Annotated in this window: 13 protein-coding genes; 5 read left to right on the plus strand and 8 right to left on the minus strand. The window is 67.0% G+C overall.

Annotation, left to right across the window (positions count from 1 at the left end):
• Nucleotides 1-1,698: an amidohydrolase family protein gene (locus GY812_10065; GenBank protein ID MCP4435820.1), complete on the plus strand. Its 1,698-nt coding sequence runs from the start codon at nt 1-3 to the stop codon at nt 1,696-1,698.
• 24 nt (nt 1,699-1,722) lie between these two features.
• Here the strand turns inward: GY812_10065 and GY812_10070 are convergent, their stop codons facing one another.
• Complete coding sequence (locus GY812_10070; protein MCP4435821.1) at nt 1,723-2,790, minus strand: acyl-CoA desaturase; 1,068 nt, start codon at nt 2,788-2,790, stop codon at nt 1,723-1,725.
• Between the two features lie 134 nt (nt 2,791-2,924).
• On the opposite strand from GY812_10070, the gene GY812_10075 reads away from it, so the two are divergent.
• On the plus strand, nt 2,925-4,643 hold the full coding sequence (locus GY812_10075; GenBank protein MCP4435822.1) for an amidohydrolase family protein: 1,719 nt from the start codon (nt 2,925-2,927) through the stop codon (nt 4,641-4,643).
• Nucleotides 4,644-4,765: 122 nt separating this feature from the next.
• Complete coding sequence (locus GY812_10080) at nt 4,766-7,252, plus strand: glycoside hydrolase family 65 protein (protein MCP4435823.1); 2,487 nt, start codon at nt 4,766-4,768, stop codon at nt 7,250-7,252.
• A 23-nt stretch (nt 7,253-7,275) separates the two neighbouring features.
• Here GY812_10080 and GY812_10085 read toward each other — a convergent pair whose 3' ends face one another.
• The gene (locus GY812_10085) at nt 7,276-8,772 is read right to left on the minus strand and encodes a hypothetical protein (protein ID MCP4435824.1); all 1,497 of its coding nucleotides are present in this window, start codon (nt 8,770-8,772) and stop codon (nt 7,276-7,278) included.
• A gap of 24 nt (nt 8,773-8,796) precedes the next feature.
• Between GY812_10085 and GY812_10090 the strand changes: the two genes are divergently transcribed.
• Entirely contained in the window at nt 8,797-10,437 is a 1,641-nt protein-coding gene (locus GY812_10090; protein MCP4435825.1) for an MFS transporter, read from the plus strand.
• Between the two features lie 41 nt (nt 10,438-10,478).
• On the opposite strand, the gene GY812_10095 is transcribed toward GY812_10090, so the two are convergent.
• Entirely contained in the window at nt 10,479-10,841 is a 363-nt protein-coding gene (locus GY812_10095) for a hypothetical protein (protein ID MCP4435826.1), read from the minus strand.
• A 119-nt stretch (nt 10,842-10,960) separates the two neighbouring features.
• Between GY812_10095 and GY812_10100 the strand changes: the two genes are divergently transcribed.
• Nucleotides 10,961-12,316 carry a carotenoid oxygenase family protein gene (locus GY812_10100; GenBank protein MCP4435827.1) on the plus strand — a complete coding sequence of 452 codons (1,356 nt, stop codon included), beginning with the start codon at nt 10,961-10,963 and terminating at the stop codon, nt 12,314-12,316.
• Nucleotides 12,317-12,337: 21 nt separating this feature from the next.
• Here the strand turns inward: GY812_10100 and GY812_10105 are convergent, their stop codons facing one another.
• From GY812_10105 to GY812_10125, 5 genes are all read right to left on the minus strand, one after another.
• The gene (locus tag GY812_10105; protein ID MCP4435828.1) at nt 12,338-13,999 is read right to left on the minus strand and encodes a hypothetical protein; all 1,662 of its coding nucleotides are present in this window, start codon (nt 13,997-13,999) and stop codon (nt 12,338-12,340) included.
• Nucleotides 13,996-14,928 (minus strand): ABC transporter ATP-binding protein, encoded by a 933-nt coding sequence (locus tag GY812_10110; GenBank protein MCP4435829.1) that lies wholly within the window; start codon nt 14,926-14,928, stop codon nt 13,996-13,998. Before GY812_10110 ends, GY812_10105 begins: the two co-directional genes overlap by 4 nt.
• A gap of 247 nt (nt 14,929-15,175) precedes the next feature.
• Complete coding sequence (locus GY812_10115; GenBank protein ID MCP4435830.1) at nt 15,176-15,817, minus strand: nitroreductase; 642 nt, start codon at nt 15,815-15,817, stop codon at nt 15,176-15,178.
• A 177-nt stretch (nt 15,818-15,994) separates the two neighbouring features.
• Nucleotides 15,995-16,849: an MBL fold metallo-hydrolase gene (locus tag GY812_10120; GenBank protein ID MCP4435831.1), complete on the minus strand. Its 855-nt coding sequence runs from the start codon at nt 16,847-16,849 to the stop codon at nt 15,995-15,997.
• Between the two features lie 12 nt (nt 16,850-16,861).
• Entirely contained in the window at nt 16,862-17,548 is a 687-nt protein-coding gene (locus GY812_10125; protein MCP4435832.1) for a M15 family metallopeptidase, read from the minus strand.
• Nucleotides 17,549-17,571: the final 23 nt, after the last annotated feature.

The raw sequence follows: 17,571 nt of genomic DNA on the forward strand, positions 1-17,571 counted from the left end.
ATGCCACACGATCTAGTCATAACCGGCGGCACGATCGTCGATGGCACCGGTGCCGAGCCGACCAGGGGCGACGTGGGCATCGACGGTGACCGCATCACCGCAGTTGGCGAAGTCGACACCGCGGGTGCCGACAAGGTGATCGATGCGGAGGGCCGCCACGTGACACCGGGCTTCGTGGACCTCCACTCACACCTGGACGCGCAGATCGGCTGGGATCCCCTCATGTCGAGTTCCTGCTGGCACGGCGTCACGTCAGTGGTCATGGGCAACTGCGGGATGACGTTCGCCCCGGTGCGACCTGGCCAGGCCGACGTTCTCGCCACGATGATGGAGTCGGTCGAGGACATCCCTGCTTCCGCCATCCTCGAGGGCCTGAGCTGGGACTGGGAGTCCTACGGCGACTTCCTCGACACGCTCGACGCCCTGCCAATGGGCATCAACGCCGGCGGCTACGTCGGTGACGTGGCGGTACGTACCTATGTGGCAGGAGACCCCGCCTGTGAGGAGGACTTCTCGGCCACCTCGGAACAACTCGCCGATATGGCCGCCCTGGTCGACGACGCTCTCGCCTCCGGCGCGTTCGGCTACTCGATCTCGCGCAGCCTCACCCACCACACCCCCGACGGGCGCTGGGTGCCGGGCACCTGGGCCGACCCGTCCGAGTTCGCAGCCATCGCAGCGCCCCTCGGAGCCCGCGGCACCGGAGTGCTGGAGTGCGCCCCCCGGTACAACGAGGTCGACGGCTCCACCTCGCGCGTCGACGAGGAGATGGCGTGGATCGCGGAGCTCTCCCGCAACCTCGGGCGACCCTTCACCTTCAACCTAATGCAGATGGCGTCGCTCGGCGACCACTACCGCCGCGTGCTCGAGCTGGCCGAGAAGGCCAACGGCCAAGGCGCCAACCTGCGCCCACAGACAACCCCGCGCAGCATCGGCATCCTGTTCAGCCTCGCCGCCAACACCCTCATCGATGATCTTCCTTCGTGGCAGCCCGTGAGAGAACTCGACCTGGCAGGCCGCCTGGCCGCCATCCGCAACACCGAGGTGCGCGCCAGGCTCATCGACGAGGGTTCCGAGCGGTCCGACGAACAGTACGGGCGCATGTTCCTGATGGAGCCCGGTACGGGCGCGGTGTACCGCTACGGCGAGGGCGACTCGATCAAGGCTCAGGCCGCCTCCCGCGGCGTTGCAGCCGTGGAGCACTACCTCGACGTGCTCGACCGCACCGACGGAGCGGCGGTCGCCAACTGGCCGGTACTCAACCAGGACTTCGATGCCATCGAGGAGCTCCTGCGCTCACCGGTGTCGATCATGGGCCTCGCGGACGCCGGTGCCCACGCCACCCAGATCATGGACGCCAGCCAGCCGACCTTCTTCCTGGCCCACTGGGTGCGCGACCAGGGCGTGCTGAGTCTCGCCGAAGGTGTTCGCCGCCTCACGTCCGACACGGCGGCGTTCATCGGCTACACCGACCGAGGCGTGGTGCGCGAAGGCGCCTACGCAGACCTCAACGTGATCGATCTCGAAGCGATGTCACTGCCGCTGCCCGAGATCGTGCACGACTTCCCTGGCGGCAGCCCGCGGTTCGTGCAGAAGGCCAACGGCATCGACCACACGGTCGTCAACGGTGCGCACTTCATGGACCACGGCGAACACACGGGCGAAGTCGCCGGCCGCCTGCTGCGCAGCACCGACTAGTCGGCACTGACTGGTCGGCACCGACTAGTCAGTGAGACCGAGCATCTCGAGGCGGATCTCCTCGATGTCGACCTCGTCGTTTCCGAACGGGTCGCTGAGCGTGTGGGCGTCCTTGAACACCCGCGGCGTCTTGTAGAGCATCGACACCGCAGCCCAGTGGGTCGGGCAAACGTAGCGATCGCCCTCGTTCTCCTCGAGCCACGCCCGCACCCGGGGCGCCTTGTTGGAGCCCATGCGTGGGAAAAGGTGGTGCTCCACGTGGTGGCTGAAGTGGAACAGCACCGGGTCTGCCGGGCCCCACTCCTTGACGCTCATCGAGTTGTCGAGCGGGTTGTTGGTGGGCGCCATGGGCCGCATGAAGTGGTTGGTGAGGATGTAGCTCTGCAGGATGAAGTTGTAGATCGCCCACGGGATGATCGTGACGAACGCGAACAACCATCCGGCCCAGATGCCGATCGCAACCCAGATGGCCAGGCAACCGAAGGCCTGCGCGATGTGCAGGTTGCGCTTCATGCCCTTGAACTCGCGGCGGTGCTTGCCCTGCATCCACAACACGAGCTGTGCGTGGAAGGTGAAGGAGTAGAAGAGGAACAGGTAGCTGTACCACTTGCCGGAACCAGGGGCGATGGTTGTGAACTTGGCGAGGCCCGGCTTCTTTTCGTAGCGGGCAACGGTGCCGTAGTTGTCGGGGTCACGGTCGCCGTTGTTGGTGTTGCCGTGGTGCACCGTGTTGTGCCACCGGGCCCAGAAGGTCGGCGGGATGAGGGCGGGACCGAGCCCGATCCAGCCGGCAGCCTGACGCATCCACCTGGGGCCGCCGAGCGCGCCGTGCATCGCCTCATGGGCCAGGAAACCCTGCGAGGCAAGCGTGACGCCCATCACCACGGAAACGATCGCGCACACCCACAGCGCCGGGCGCTGGGTGCAGACGAACACCACGCCGCCCCAGAAGATCGCCTGGTGGAGCACGAACCAGCCGTAGCGCCAGCTGTTCGGCTTGAAGGTGTCGTCGGGCAGATCCTCGCGGAGCCGCCGCCGGATCTCCTTCTCATCACCCTCAGGCACATCGCGCCGGTCGTCGATCAGAGTCATGTCGCCCCCTACGGCGGGAGCCACCCGCCTCGCATCGGAAACGAAAGGGTAGATCAGACCTGCACCATCTGACCAGATGAACGTGAGGAATTGCTCACGGCTACCCTGTTCGAACCAGCCACCAGGGGGAACGAATGCACGACATCGTCATCCGCAACGGACGACTCGCCGACGGCACGGGCGAGCCGGCTCGACAGGCCGATGTGGCCATCGACGGCAACACCATCTCCGAGGTCACCGGGCCCGGGGACGCAGGCAAGGCCAGCCGCGAGATCGACGCGGAGGGCCGGCTGGTCACACCCGGGTTCGTCGACATCCACACCCACTACGACGGCCAGGCCACCTGGGACCCCGAGGTCAGCCCGTCGGGATGGCACGGCGTCACCACCGTCGTGATGGGCAACTGCGGCGTCGGGTTCGCGCCCGCCGCACCGGAGCGCCGCGAGTGGCTGGTGCAGCTGATGGAGGGCGTGGAGGACATCCCCGGCACCGCCCTGGTGGAGGGCATGAGCTGGAACTGGGAGAGCTTCCCGGACTACCTCGACGAGCTCGACAGGATGGCCCGGGTGATGGACATCGCGGCCCAGATACCCCACGGCGCTTTGCGCGCCTACGTGATGGGCGAACGAGGGGCTGCGAACGAGGCAGCCGACGACTCCGACATCGCCGAGATGTCGAAGCTCACCGAGGAGGCACTGCTCGCAGGCGCGGTCGGGTTCTCGACCACCCGCACGATGCTCCACCGTGCCAAGGACGGCGAGCTGGCTGCGGGCACCACCGCAACCGCTGACGAACTGATCGGAATCGGCGAGGCGCTCGGGCGGGCCAACGCCGGCGTGTTCGAGGTGGCGAGTGACATGTTCGACCCGGTGTCGGAGTTCGCCTGGATGAAGGAGATCTCCACGCGGACCGGCCGCCCGGTGTCATTCGGGTGCCTGCAGAACGACTTCACCCCCGAGGCCTGGCGCCAACTGCTGCAACTGACCGACGAGGCCAACGCAGACGGCGCCAACATCGTGCCCCAGGTGGCAGGCCGGCCGGCCTGCGCATGGTTCGGATGGGAGTCCACGATCCATCCGTTCGTGCTGCACGCCGCATACCGCGAGATCGCGGAGCTGCCCTTGGAGGCCCGTATCGCCCGCCTGCGCGACCCCGAGGTGCGCGAGGCGATCGTGTCGGAGGAAGTGAGCCCCGAGGGCTTCATCGGAATGGTGCTGACCGGCTTCCACAAGTTGTTCCCGCTGGGAGACCCGCCCGACTACGAGCCCTCACCCGACACGAGCGTGGCCGCCATCGCCGAGCGTGAACGGCGCCGCCCCGCCGAGGTCGCTTACGACATGATGATGCTGCGTGACGGCCACGAACTGCTGTACATGCCGATCCTCGGCTACAGCCATGGCAGCTTCGATGCGCTCGAGGAGATGCTGCGCCACGAGGGCACAGTGCTCGGCCTCGGTGACGGCGGCGCCCACTGCGGAGTCCTCTGTGACGCCAGCCTGCCCACCTACATGCTCACCCACTGGGCACGCGACCGCAGCCGCGGCGAGCGTCTCGGCCTCGAGGAAGCCGTCGCAATCCAGACCCGCCGCACCGCAGAGCTCTACGGCTTCGCCGACCGCGGACTCGTGGCGCCGGGCTACAGGGCCGACCTCAACGTGATCGACTATGACGCCCTGTCGCTGTCATCGCCGGAGATGGTGCACGACCTCCCCGCCGGCGGCCGCCGCCTGATCCAGCGGGCGACCGGCTACTCGGCAACGGTGTGCGCCGGCGTGCCTGTGCGCATCGACGACGAGGCCACCGGCGAACGCCCGGGCCGGCTGGTACGCGGAGCACAACCCAACCCGGCCTGATCAGGCCTGCCGGTCAGAGAACGCGTTCGGCGCCGGCTGGGCGCGCTCGCTCATGGGGCGAGCAGGTGCATTACGGGTGTGGTGTGGGCGTATCGGGGGGAGCGGCGCGACATACTGAACCGGTGAACGACCAATCCCTCTGGGACCGTACGATGGCCGGTTTCGCCCATGAGCGGGGCGAGTTCTCCGACTTCGACTGGCAACCCGACCGCCTGGTGCACCGCGACCGCCACTGCCGCCACATCGCGGAAGCCGAGACGATGTTCGCGGTCACCAACGGATTCATCGGGGTGCGTGGCGCACTCGAGGAGGACGAGCCGAGCCACGAGCGGGCCACGCTCATCAACGGCTTCCACGAGACCTGGCCGATCGTGTACGGCGAGGCTGCCTACGGGTTCGCGAAGACGGGCCAGACCATCGTGCCGGTACCCGATCCGACCACCATGAAGCTCTACATCGACGACGAGCCGTTCCGCATGGACCACGACCGGGTCAAGAGGTCAGCGCGCACCCTCGACTGGCGTGCCGGGGTGGTGTCTCGCGAAGTGGAGTTCGAAACGGCCGACGGCCGTGCCCTGGTGCTTCGCACGCGCAGGTTCGCTTCATTGGAGCACCGCCATGTCGTGGTGCTCGACTACCAGGTCGAACTGCTCGACGCCGCGGCCACGCTCACGATCGCCTCGGAACTGGCGCTGCCCCGGGAGCGCCACGACGAGGAAGGTGAGCACGATCCCCGCCGCGCCCGCTCACAGCACGGGGTGCTGATCCCGGTGTCGCAGTCCGCGGAGGGCGACAGGGCCGTGCTCACGATGCGCACCCGACGCTCGGACATGCGCCTTGGCTGCGGGGTGCACCACATCGTCGACGACACCCAGCAGATGGAGCGCCGCACCGAGGCCGACCAGGACGGCGCCCGATGCGTGTCGATCGTGGATGCGCAGGCGGGGATGCCGGTTCGCATCCAGAAGTTCGCGGCCTACCACACCAGCGCACGGACCAGCCCCGACGAGTTGGCCTTCCGCGTGGAGGAGACCCTCAACCGGGCGATCCACGTAGGAATGGAGCACCTCGGCCAGCGCCAGGAAGAGCGGATGCAGAAGTACTGGCACATCGCTGATGTGCAGATCGACGGCGACGACGACGCCCAGTCGATGGTGCGCTTCAACCTGTTCCAGTTGCACCAGGCAACCGCACGCGCTGATGGCAGTGGTTTTCCCGCCAAGGGCCTTACCGGAACCGGCTACGAGGGCCAGTACTTCTGGGACGCCGACATCTACGTGATGCCGTTCCTCTCCTACACGACACCTCAGCTGGCGCGGAACTTCATCTCGTTTCGCGCCGGCATGCTCGACAAGGCACGCGAACGCGCCCGGGAGGTCGGCCACCACGGCGCCCTCTACCCCTGGCGCACCATCAACGGCGACGAGGCCTCCGCCTACTACGCGGCCGGCACAGCTCAGTACCACATCAATGCAGATGTGGTCTGGGCAATGCGCAAGTACGTACGCGCCACCGGCGACCTCGACGTGATCGCGGATCCCGGGTTCGAGACGCTGGTGGAGACCGCCCGTTTCTGGGTCGACCTCGGCTTCTTCAGCCCGCGTATGGGCGGCGAGTTCGTGATCAACGGCGTGACCGGTCCCGATGAGTACACCACCGTCGTCGACAACAACCTCTACACGAACCTCATGGCCCGCGAGAACCTGCTGAGCGCCGCCGAAGCGGCTGACTGGATGAAGTCCCGCCTGCCCGACGAGTACGCGGATGTTGTTCGCCGTACCGGGCTCGCCGAGAGCGAGATCTCGGTCTGGCGCCGCGCAGGTGAGTCGATGCACGTGCCGTTCGACGAGAAGGAGCAGCTCTACCTGCAGGACGACGGCTTCCTCGCACGGGAGATGTGGGACTTCGAGGGCACCCCAGCCGACAGCTACCCGCTGCTGCTTCACTACCACCCCCTCGAGATCTACAGGCACCAGGTGATCAAGCAGGCTGATGTGGTGATGGCCACGTTCCTGCTCGGTGACTGGTTCTCACACGAGGACAAGCGGCGGGTGTTCGAGTACTTCGATCCGCTGACCACAGGGGACTCGTCGCTGTCGTCGTCGGTGCAGTCGGTCATGGCAACCGAGTTGGGACTGACCGAGAACGGTGTCGAGTACTTCGCCCACTCTGCGCTCGTCGACCTGCTCGACCTTGCCGGCAACGTACGCGACGGCGTGCACCTCGCTGCCTGTGGTGGCACCTGGCAGGCGCTGGTGCACGGCTTCGGCGGGTTCCGCGACCACCAGGGTGACCTGCGCTTCCAGCCGGTCATTCCGGGCGGGTGGGACAGCCTCACGTTCCGGATCCGGCACCACGAGAACATCATCGAGGTCCGCGCGAGCCACGACCAGGTCGTCTACCGGCTCGTGGAGGGGTCGCGCTCAGTCGTGCACCATTGGGACGAACAAGTCGTGCTCGAGATGGATCAGGTTGCCGCACGCCGCAACCCGCGCCGCGAGGAGCTGCCTCGTCTGTCACGTCGTTCCGAGCGGCCGATGGAGCAGGTAGGCACGCAGCCCCATGACAGCGGTGAGTTCGACGACGTGCCCGCCATACCGTTCACCTGATCCGCGTCACCTGGCTCGGGCAATCAGGTCGACGCGCCCACCAACAAGCCGGTGACGATCACAACGCCCACCAGGGCAACAGCCTCACCACGCAGCACGGATGCGAACCTGTCGATGAGGGCCGCGTCGTCAGCGTGTTCGCGTAGGGCCGGCACCATCCGGAAGTGGTTGTATGCGCCCGCGCCTGCGGCAATGGCCACCAGTGCCACCTTGACCAGCAGCAGCCGACCCCATGAGCTGTCCCACAACTGCGACGGCGAGTCGAGCACGATTCCGGCGAGCAGCACCCCGAACAGACCGACGACGACCAAGGCGACCGTGGCCAGCACCGAGAACCGCGCTGCCAGCTCGACGGTGCCGGCTCGCGCCGAGGCCCGGCGACCGCGTCGCCGGCGCACCACCACTGCGAGCATCACGATCCCGCCAACCCAGACCGCGCCTGCTGCCACATGAACGACCGAGCTGACGCTGATCAGCGCCCGGTTGCCCTCGGTCACCGTGTGGCCGTCGAAAGCATATGAAACGAGGATGGCCAGCGCACCGCCAACCGCAATCGGGTTGGGGTTCCACGAGTTGGGGGCATCGGTGGCCCCCCGCTGGGCGAGTGGCCGAGCTCCTACCCACAGGGCGAGGGCTCCCAGCATTCTCAGGCCGATAGCGACACCCAACGCCGTCTTGCCGACGTCGACATATGAACCGAAGTCGGCGGCCGCCGACCACTGGCCGTCCTCGATGATCACAGCGGCGGCAACGAGCTCCACCGCGGCGCCCAGGAAGGCGAGCAAGGAGGCTCTCCTGGTCCAGCGCAGCACGAGGTCGACTTCGGCGATGGAGCCATCCAGCACCCGGGAGCCGAACACCAGCGCACCGACCCCCGTCATCACACCGAGCAGTGTGACGATCCGGGCGATCGCCGCCATGACCTCCGCGGCATCGGTGGCCGAGGAGTCCCCGTCTGCGAGGAACTCCTCGAGCGCGTCCTCCTCGGCGGGCACCGTGGTAGGTGGTGCCGTTGGGTCGGCGGTCGGTGCACCGGGCGCGACAGTGGTGGACGTGGCCGCAGGTGAACCGCCCGCTGTGAACACGAACGAGCCGTCGATCGGATGGGTGTCGCCGGCGCGCACGCTCCACTTCACGCCCACGTCGCCGCCAGCGAGGGCCGGATCGAACGTGAGCACCCACTGCTTGCCATCAGCCGAGTCGACCGATGCCGGTTCGACGAGCTCACCATCGGGCCCGAGCACCTGGAAGCCGTCGCCGGCCGGTTCAGCAGCGTTGGTGAATGCGATCGTGATCGAGGCGACCGGCTCGTCGAGCACCTGATTGTCTTCGGGGTCGGAGAAGTCGAAATCGGTGTGTGCCGAGGCAACCCCGGCCGGCACGACTGCGATTGCCAGCATCAGTAGCGCGGCGACGCACACTCGCGGGAACAGACCCCGAGGCACACGCCGACCGGCCGCCTCGATGCCGGGTCCGGTCACGAGGTGTTCGGATCCACGCGGTTGCGGGGTACGGGCCATCGCGCTGAACGTTAGTGTCGCTCCGTGAGCTCAGCGGACCCCACCGACCAGGCGGCGACCGACCAGTCTGCAGCGGCGCAACGCATAAGTTCCCAGACATGGGTGGCCATGGGGGCACTCGGGCTGGTGGTCTTCGCAATTGCCAACGACTTCACCGCGATGAACGTGGTGCTGCCCGCGATCGAGTCCGAACTCGACGCGGACCTTTCGACCACGCAGTGGGTCGTCAACGGGTATGCCCTCATGTTCGGCGTGCTGATCGTGCCAGGCGGCCGGTTTGCCGACATGTTCGGACGCACCAAGGTGCTCTACATCGGCTGTGCCCTTTTCGGGCTGTTCTCGCTGCTGGGCGGGTTCGCACCCAACATTGCCCTGCTGATCGCTGCGCGGGTCTCCATGGGCATCGGAGCGGCACTGATGTGGCCCGCAATCCTGGGGCTGATCTACGCACTGCTGCCAGATGCCAAGGCCGGTCTCGCCGGAGGCCTCGTGATCGGCATCGCCGGCATCGGAAACGCCACGGGCCCGGTCATCGCCGGAGCGTTGGCCGAGGTCAGCTGGCGGTACATCTTCTTCCTCAACGTGCCGATCGTGCTTGTCGCGGCGATCGTGACGCACTTCAAGGTCCACCTGGAGAGCCCCATCACCAAGGAGAAGGTGGACTACGCAGGCACAGCGTTGCTGGCCCTGAGCCTGCTGGCGTTGCTCGGAGCCCTGACGGTCGCGCCCGACATCGGATGGACCCAACCGGTGGTGCTCGGCGGCGTCGCCATGTTCGTGGTGCTCATGGGAGCCTTCGTGCTCCGTGAGCGCACAGTTGGAGAGGCAGGACTGGTGCCGCCGAGCGTGATGGGCACACCTGCCTTCCGCTGGGCCTGCATCGCGGTGCTGATGATGTCGGCCACGTTCTTCACCACGCTGCTCTACCTGCCCCAGTTCTTCTCCAAGCTGCTCGAGGCCAGCACCCTCGAGGCGGGCCTGATGCTGCTGCCGTTCGTGGCGACCTTCGCGGCCGCGTCGTTCAGCGAGACATGGCTGCTCAACCGCATCGGCATGAAGGCTGTCATCACCATCGGGGCGGCCGGCCTGTTCGCCGGCCCGCTGCTGATAGCGATCCTCTCCGCCGACAGCGCCGGATTCGCTTCCGTCATCCCCGGGATGGTCGTGCTCGGGGTCGGCGTCGGGTTCTTCTACTCCTCGGTCACCACAGCGGCGCTCACCGCACTGCCTCCCGAGAAGTCGAGCCTCGCGGGCGGGTTGCTGTACATGTTCCAGATCGCCGGCGGCGCAGTCGGACTCGGCATATCGACCGCCGTGTTCCTCGTGACCTCGGGCAACGAGGTGACCCGCTCGGCCGAGGAGCTGGGCATCACGCTCAGCTCCTCGGAAGTTGCCGATGTCCGCGGAGTCCTGGCGGGAACAGATACTTCCGCCGAGGTGCTCAAGGCCTACCCCAGTCAAGCCACCCAGCTGACCGAGGTCGTGCGCGACTCGTTCATGTTCGGGATGCGCTGGGCGTTCATCCTCTGCGCTGCTCTGTCACTCATCGGGCTGGTCATCGCAGCCACGCGGGTCGGCGGCCCGCTCAGCCGTCTCGGACGCGATGTCGAGAAGTCGCCCGGCGAGGCCGGCGAACTCGGCGAGGAAGTATCCGACCTGCCCTGAGGGAAACCCTCGGCACGCCCCAGATCAGCGGATCCGGCGCTTCAGGTCGCGTCCAGGGCTTCGAACGGCTTGCCCCACAGGGTGATCGGCCCGAGCAGTTCGGCGACCTTCTGAACCTCCGGATCTCCGTAGGCGTCGATGTGCGTCACCTTGGAGCAACTGAACAGCACCGGACCGATCTCGGTGAACACCTTTCCCTCGGCGTGTGCAGTGATCGCGTCCGCCGACTCGTAGGCCTCGTACAGTCGGGCGTGACCGCTGGCGTCATCGATGTACCAGTCGTACAGCAGAGTGCCGGGCTCACCGCGGCTGACCTCGACCGCATCCGCCACGGCCTTGCGGAAGGTCGCCAGGTCGGTGACCTCGAAGTCGATCACGAATCGGAGTTCTTCGGAGCTGCGCATCCCCGCAGCGTATGCGTAGCTGAGGGGCTCGCGTCGCAGTGCAGTCGCGCTGCAACAGAGCAATGGCGACCGGTTTACAGTGTTCAGGCGGGGTCGACCCGCATCACAAGGGGGAAACGATGACCCAGACCGACACCACCGGCGCAGCAGGCGGCCCGACCGACAAGCCCTGGCACCTGCAGGGCAACTGGGCACCTGTGATGGACGAGCTCACCGTTGGCGACCTGGAGGTGCGCGGTGAACTGCCCGACGGCCTCGATGGCACCTACATCCGCGCCGGGATGAACCCACGCTCGGGATGGTCGGAGCACTGGTTCTTCGGCAGCGGGATGCTGCACTCGGTGGAGGTCGGCGACGGCAGGGCGACCTACCGAAATCGCTTCGTGCAGACGCCCTACCTCACCGAGAACATGGACCTCATGACGGCGATGGGAAGCCTCGACTACTCCCCTGCCAACACCAACATCGTCAACCACGCCGGCAGGTTCTTCGCGCTCGAGGAGGCCCACCGCCCGTGGGAGGTCAACGCCGACCTGTCGACAGTGGGTGCGGTGAGCTTCAACGGCAAGCTCGACACGCCGATGACGGCCCACCCCAAGATCTGCCCCGAGACGGGCGAGATGATGTTCTTCGGCTACCAGATGCTGGCCGAGCCATGGCTCACTTACCACCGAGCGGACGCCAACGGGAACCTGGTGCAGTCGGAGGCCATCGAGATCCCGAAGCCCGTGATGATGCACGACTTCAACATCACACGCACCCGCACGATCTTCATGGACATGCCGATCACCTTCTCACTGGAGCAGGCCGGGTTCGGCTGGGATCCGGACAACGGTGCCCGCCTCGGCGTCATGGACCGCGACGGTGCCGGCAGCGACATCCGCTGGTACGAGATCGACCCGTGCTACGTGTTCCACCCGGTCAACTCATATGACAATGGCGAGCAGATCGTGCTGCACGTAGCCCGTTTCGAATCCTCCATGACCGGCGGACTGATGGGCCGTTCGGTCGAGCCCGCGATGCCGATGCTCTACGAGTGGATCATCGACCCGGCAAAGGGGACGGTGTCGGAGCGGCAGATGGACGACCGTCACGGCGACTTCTGCCGCGTGGATGACCGCCTCGTCGGACTCAAGGCCCGCTACGGCTACATCCTCCAGCTGGCAGGGCTCGACTCCGACCAGGAGTACGGGCACGAGCTGTACCGCTACGACCTCACGACTGGCGGATGCGAGGTCCACGACCTCGGCGCCAACAGCCACGGTGGCGAAGCGGTCTTCGTGCCCCGTGATGCCGGCGCCGGTGAGGACGATGGCTGGCTCGTGCTGATCGCGCACGACGAGACCGAGAACCAGTCAAGGTTCGTGGTGATCGACAGCCAGGACTTCACAGGAGATCCCGTTGCGGAAGTCATGCTTCCCCAGAGGGTTCCCTACGGCGCGCACGGCAACTGGTTCGGCGGCCTGCACGCCTGACCAGGCCCGGGCGGCCGCGGTTCAGGAGCGGCCGATATCGCGGCGCACGAGACCTGCCATTGCGACCAGGACCAGCGCAGCGACGATGGCGGTCAGGGCCACCAGCGGACCTGCGGTCAGCGCTGAACCCGGAACCGGTGGTACGTGCTGGAAGGGCGACAGCTCACGGGCCCAGTCGGGCAGGTTGAGCGCCTCGCCCAACAGGCCGACCACGACCACTAGTGCGACCCCTACCCAGGCGAGCATCGACCAGTGCGGCACGAACGCAAACAGCGCGTATGCCAGAGCCCCGATCACTGCGACTGCCGGTGCGACCACCAGTGCCGCGCCCACCATCTGCAGGACGCGGCTGCTGTCGCCAGTCACCGCTGCCGCGCCCACCCCAACGCCGAATCCGCCGGCTGCCAGCAACACCAACATGCCCATGGCAGCAACCAGCAGGTGGCTGCCGGCCCAGCGCGCACGGGAGGTGGGAGTGGCCAGGATCGGGTCGGCCCTGACGTTGGCTTCCTCCGTGCGCAGCCGCAGCACGCCCGACACCACGTAGCCCGAAACGAGCAGCCCGAGCATCATCGCGGCGGTGGCAAGGAACGAATCGGTGATCGAGCCGACGTCGGCCTGCGTGAAGAAGGCCTCCATGTCGGGGTTGTCCCGAACCATCTGCTCGACCTCGTCGGTGATCACGCCGTAGAACACGCCGATCACCACGATCCCGGCGAGCCAGCCGAGAACTGCTCCGCGCTGTAGCCGCATCGCCAGGCCGAAGGGAGTCGAGAGCATGGGGCCGGCGGCGGGGTCGCCGGGCCTTTGGGGGACCATGCCGGCGCCGAAATCGCGGTGCCCGGCGAGCACCACCGACAACCAACCCAACGCGAAGGCACCGACGATGGGCAGCACGAGCACCCACCAGCGCTCTCCGGCAAATGCCCGGATCGCCTGGCCCCAGTGCAGCGGAGACAGCCAGCTGAGCACACCGTTGCCGACGTCACCGATGGCACGCAGCACGAACGACACGCCGAGCACGATCAGCGCCAGGCCCGTTGCGGCCCGCGACGACGAGGCGACCTGGCCGGTCACCAGTGCCACTCCGGCGAAGAAGATGCCACAGCCCGACAGGCTCAACGCGAACGCGACCGATCCCCCCGCCTCGAACCCGCTGAGCAGGAGTCCGCCGGCAACCACCAGGCTTGTCGCCATGTTGGCGATGAGAACTCCAGCCATGGCCGCAACGGCACCTGCGTACCGGCCCACCGGAGTGGCCCGGAGGATCTCGGCGCGGTCGCTCTCCTCTTCTGCGCGGGTATGGCGCGTGATCATGAAGATGCTCATTAGCGAGACGAGGATCAGGGTCCAGATGGAGATCTCGTTCATGAGCACCGCACCCACTGTGGGTTGCTCGAGTCCGTAGCCGGGGCCGGCCTGCACGATCACGGCCGCGTTGCCCTCGGCAAGCTGCGAGTACGTAGCGAGCTTGTCGGGGGTCGAATAGAGACCCTCGATGCTGGAGGCCGACACCAGCACCAGTGCACCCACTGCGCCGGCCCACACGAGGAGTCGGACGCGGTCGCGCCGCAGCACCAGTGCCAGCAGCCATGTCCACCCACGTATCGAACCGCGCTCCGCCTGCGCGTGCCTGATCGGTCCCGGCGCCGGAGCGGGGCGCCGGACATCGGTAGTGGTCATCCCGCCGCCTCGGCGGCCGCCTCGCCTGCGGAGCCGTTGCCGGCGAGTTCCTCGCCGTAGTGACGCAGGAACAGCTCTTCGAGGGTGGGCGGGTTGGACGACAGGGACTCGATCCCGAAGCTGGACAGCGCGGCGATGGCGGCATCGAGCTGTTCACCGTCGACCTCGAAGCCGACGCGGTGGCCCTCGACGGTTAGGCCCCGGACTCCGGGCACGTCCTGGATGCCCACCGGCGGTCGGAGCGTGACTGCGTCGACTGCGGTGCGGGTCATGTGCCGCAACTCCGCGAGCGTGCCCTGCTCGACGGTGCGCCCGTTGCGGATGATCGTGAGGCGGTCACACAGCTTCTCGACCTCGGCGAGGATGTGGCTGGAGAGCAGCACCGTGCGACCCTCGGCCTTGACATCCATGATGCAGTCCTGGAAGACGGCCTCCATCAGGGGATCGAGGCCCGCGGTCGGCTCGTCGAGCAGCAACAACTCGGCATCGGATGCGAGGGTGGCCACCAGGGCGACCTTCTGGCGGTTGCCCTTGGAGTAGGTGCTGGCCTTCTTGGTCGGGTCGAGGTCCAGCCGCTCGATCAGCTCGGCACGCTTGGCCTGGTCAATGCCGCCGCGCAGACGTGCCAGAAGGTCGATGACCTCGCCGCCTGAGAGGTTGGGCCAGAGGTTGTCGTCGCCCGGGACGTAGGCCAGTCGATGGTGGAGTTGAACCGCATCGCGCCACGGATCGCCGCCGAGCAGGCTGACTTCGCCACCGTCGGCACGCAGAAGGCCGAGCAGCACGCGGATGGTCACCGACTTGCCGGCGCCGTTGGGGCCCAGGAAGCCATGCACCTCGCCGGTCGCCACTTCGAGGTCGAGCCCGTCGAGGGCGACCGTCGAGCCGAACGACTTTGACAAGTTGGATGCGGAGACGGCAGTTGTCATCGGAGAGCTGGATGGGGTGGCACTGGGCCGCTGGTGGACGCTCGGGGCGCGCGACCCCTCGGCGCCACGGTAGTTCGGCGCGATACGGTTGGCGCGGGATTCATGTGCTCGGCGGCTGCGCGGATGGCCCCTCTCCGATCATTCGGTCGACCAGAGCCATCGGCACGTCGGGCCGCGGACCGTAGCAACGACTGCGCGGAACCGGCCGCACGCCCCAGATCTGCGGACGATGAGACTGGTGCGCGTTTCAGGGGCGCTTGTAGGGCTGGTTCCCGTAACGGTCGAAGTGAACCACCTCGCCCACTGGTGGCCGGGTGGTGGGACCGTAGCGACCCTTCGCCCACCCGATCGGGATGATGCACACCGGGTTGACCGACCGTGGCAGTCCGAGGATCCACCGCGCGGCAGGCACCAGCCAGATCGGAAGCGTCTGCAGTGACGCGCCGAGCCCAACAGCACGACATCCCAGAAGCAGGTTCTGCACGGCGGGGTACACCGAGCCGTAGAACGAGGAGACGGAGATCTGTGGGCGGCCCACAGGTCGGTGCTTGAGGTTGCGGCGGTAGCACGGGATCACGAACACAGGCAGGTCCTCGAAGTTCTCGGCCTGCCACTGGCCCGGGCGCATCTGGCGAATGGCCTTGTCGTCGCCTTCGGCCATCCGCTCGGCGATCGGATTGAACAGCCCGTAGAGGACCCGGTAGAGCTTCGCGATGCGCTCCTTCTGCCGACGGTCCTCGATCACCATGTAGGTCCAGTCCTGGGTGTTGGAGCTGGTGGGGGCCTTGAGCGACAGCTCCAACAGGTGCATCAGCAGGTCCCGGTCGACAGGTTCGGTGTGCAGCTTGCGCACCGCCCGCTGCGTGCGCATCGCCTCCTGCATCGACATGTCGAGCTTGCCCAGCACATCGGCGGTTTCGGGTGGCTCGAACCTCTCCGGCTGCGCTGTGGTGGTCGTGCCGGGGCCATCTGTCGTGTTCACGCGCGGGATCGTACGCCAGTTGGCGGCCCAGATTTAGATTCCCCTCGCAACGATGAGTGGCTGACCATGAGCGAACTGCGCCGGTCAGGTGTCCAGGACGGCGACAGGGTCCCGAGTCGTGTAGCGCCCGTTGTCAGAGCGTTCGAGGGCTGCCATCGCGACGTCAGGGTCATGCACGAAGAACAGCCGGGCACCACGCGGCTCCAGGTCTTCCCACAGGGCGGCCCTTTCTTCCACCAGCAGCTCCGGGTAGCGGTCGTATCCCATCGTGATGGGCACGTGCACCCACGGCGTCGCCGGAGCCAGGTCGCCGGTGAACACGACCGGACCGTCTTCAGCCTCGACCTCGGTGAGCATCAGCCCCGGCGTGTGCCCTTGGGAGAAGTGGAAGCGGTAGCCATCGCCGAGGGTGCCCGAACGGTCACCGTCGACGACCTCTACTCGTCTGGTCTCCTCGAGCAGCCCCGGTAGTCCGGGGATGAACGAAGCGCGGTCGCGCACTGTCGGGTTGTGCGCCCTCTCGAGCGCAGCTGCGCTCACCACGAACCGCGACGAGTCGAAGGCCAGCTCGAGACCCCGGTCCGCCGACCACGGCTTCAGGATCCCGCCGGCATGGTCGAAATGCAGGTGCGACAGCACCACCACGTCGATGTCGTGCGAGGCCAGGCCGATGGCGGCCAGGTTGTCGGTGAGCACGTCCGCCTCTTCGACAACTCCGTAACGGGCGCGCATGTCGGGGTCGAAGAACGTGCCGATGCCGGCCTCGAACAACACGTTTCGGCCACTGTCCTCCTGCACCAGCAGTGCACGGGTGGCCAGCGGGATCGTGTTGTCGTCGCCCACCTCCACCCAGCGCTGCCAAAGGACCTTGGGTGCGTTGCCGAACATCGCCCCACCGTCGAGGCGCTGGGAGTTTCCGGTGACCGAGCGCAGCTTCATGCGAGCCCGAGGCTACGACGCCGCCGCGTAGATTGGCTCGTTGTCCGTGATTGCCGCCCACCTCTGGGTGCCGTACTCGAAGTGCCACCACTCCTGTGCGAGCACCACGAAACCCGCGGCGCGCATGTGCCAGTAGAGGAAGCGGCGCAGTTCCCGCTCCGAGCCGGGTTCCGACTCGAGCGACGCGGCATGGGCACCTTCGTGGAAGTCGTCGAACGAGGTTCCGAGCGCCAGCGCCTGGCCATCCCACGCAAGTGTGAGGTCGACCGTGCCACCCGTGAGGTGCGGTGGCGGGTTTGCCGGGTCGGGATTCGGATGCGACACGAACCCCGCCGGCAGGTGCGGGTCGGCATAGGCCGCCTCGTAGATCGCCTGCTGCAACTCGAGCGCTCGCCAGGCGTCGAAGACAGCGATCCCGAATGGCTCCGGCATTCGATCGGCGACCCGGTAGAGCCGTTGGGCTGCGCCCTCTCGCAACTGAAGGTGTGGGCGCGTATGAGGCCAGCCCGCGCGCTCGTAACAGGAAAGGTCGAAGACCCGTTTGTGCTCCACGGTCACAAGCGGCTCGTCACAGTCCGCGGAGACGGGACCGAACCGAGTCGGTTCAGCCAGCTCCGGCAGCGGCGCCTGCCCCGTCAGGCCAGAGAGCATCCCATCGGCGGGTGGAGCAGTTGCCCATTCGTACGTTGGTAGGTTCATCACCAGACGATTCTGCCCGTGGC

Source organism: Actinomycetes bacterium (genome assembly GCA_024222295.1).
Lineage (GTDB): Bacteria > Actinomycetota > Acidimicrobiia > Acidimicrobiales > Microtrichaceae > JAAEPF01.

Excerpts from the sequence above, each read along its gene's own strand:
- GY812_10125 (MCP4435832.1), bottom strand. The coding sequence starts at position 17,548 with ATGAACCTACCAACGTACGAATGGGCAACTGCTCCACCCGCCGATGGG.
- GY812_10065 (MCP4435820.1), top strand. The coding sequence starts at position 1 with ATGCCACACGATCTAGTCATAACCGGCGGCACGATCGTCGATGGCACC.
- GY812_10105 (MCP4435828.1), bottom strand. The coding sequence starts at position 13,999 with ATGACCACTACCGATGTCCGGCGCCCCGCTCCGGCGCCGGGACCGATC.
- GY812_10075 (MCP4435822.1), top strand. The coding sequence starts at position 2,925 with ATGCACGACATCGTCATCCGCAACGGACGACTCGCCGACGGCACGGGC.
- GY812_10100 (MCP4435827.1), top strand. The coding sequence starts at position 10,961 with ATGACCCAGACCGACACCACCGGCGCAGCAGGCGGCCCGACCGACAAG.
- GY812_10115 (MCP4435830.1), bottom strand. The coding sequence starts at position 15,817 with ATGTCGATGCAGGAGGCGATGCGCACGCAGCGGGCGGTGCGCAAGCTG.
- GY812_10120 (MCP4435831.1), bottom strand. The coding sequence starts at position 16,849 with ATGAAGCTGCGCTCGGTCACCGGAAACTCCCAGCGCCTCGACGGTGGG.
- GY812_10095 (MCP4435826.1), bottom strand. The coding sequence starts at position 10,841 with ATGCGCAGCTCCGAAGAACTCCGATTCGTGATCGACTTCGAGGTCACC.
- GY812_10085 (MCP4435824.1), bottom strand. The coding sequence starts at position 8,772 with ATGGCCCGTACCCCGCAACCGCGTGGATCCGAACACCTCGTGACCGGA.
- GY812_10110 (MCP4435829.1), bottom strand. The coding sequence starts at position 14,928 with ATGACAACTGCCGTCTCCGCATCCAACTTGTCAAAGTCGTTCGGCTCG.
- GY812_10070 (MCP4435821.1), bottom strand. The coding sequence starts at position 2,790 with ATGACTCTGATCGACGACCGGCGCGATGTGCCTGAGGGTGATGAGAAG.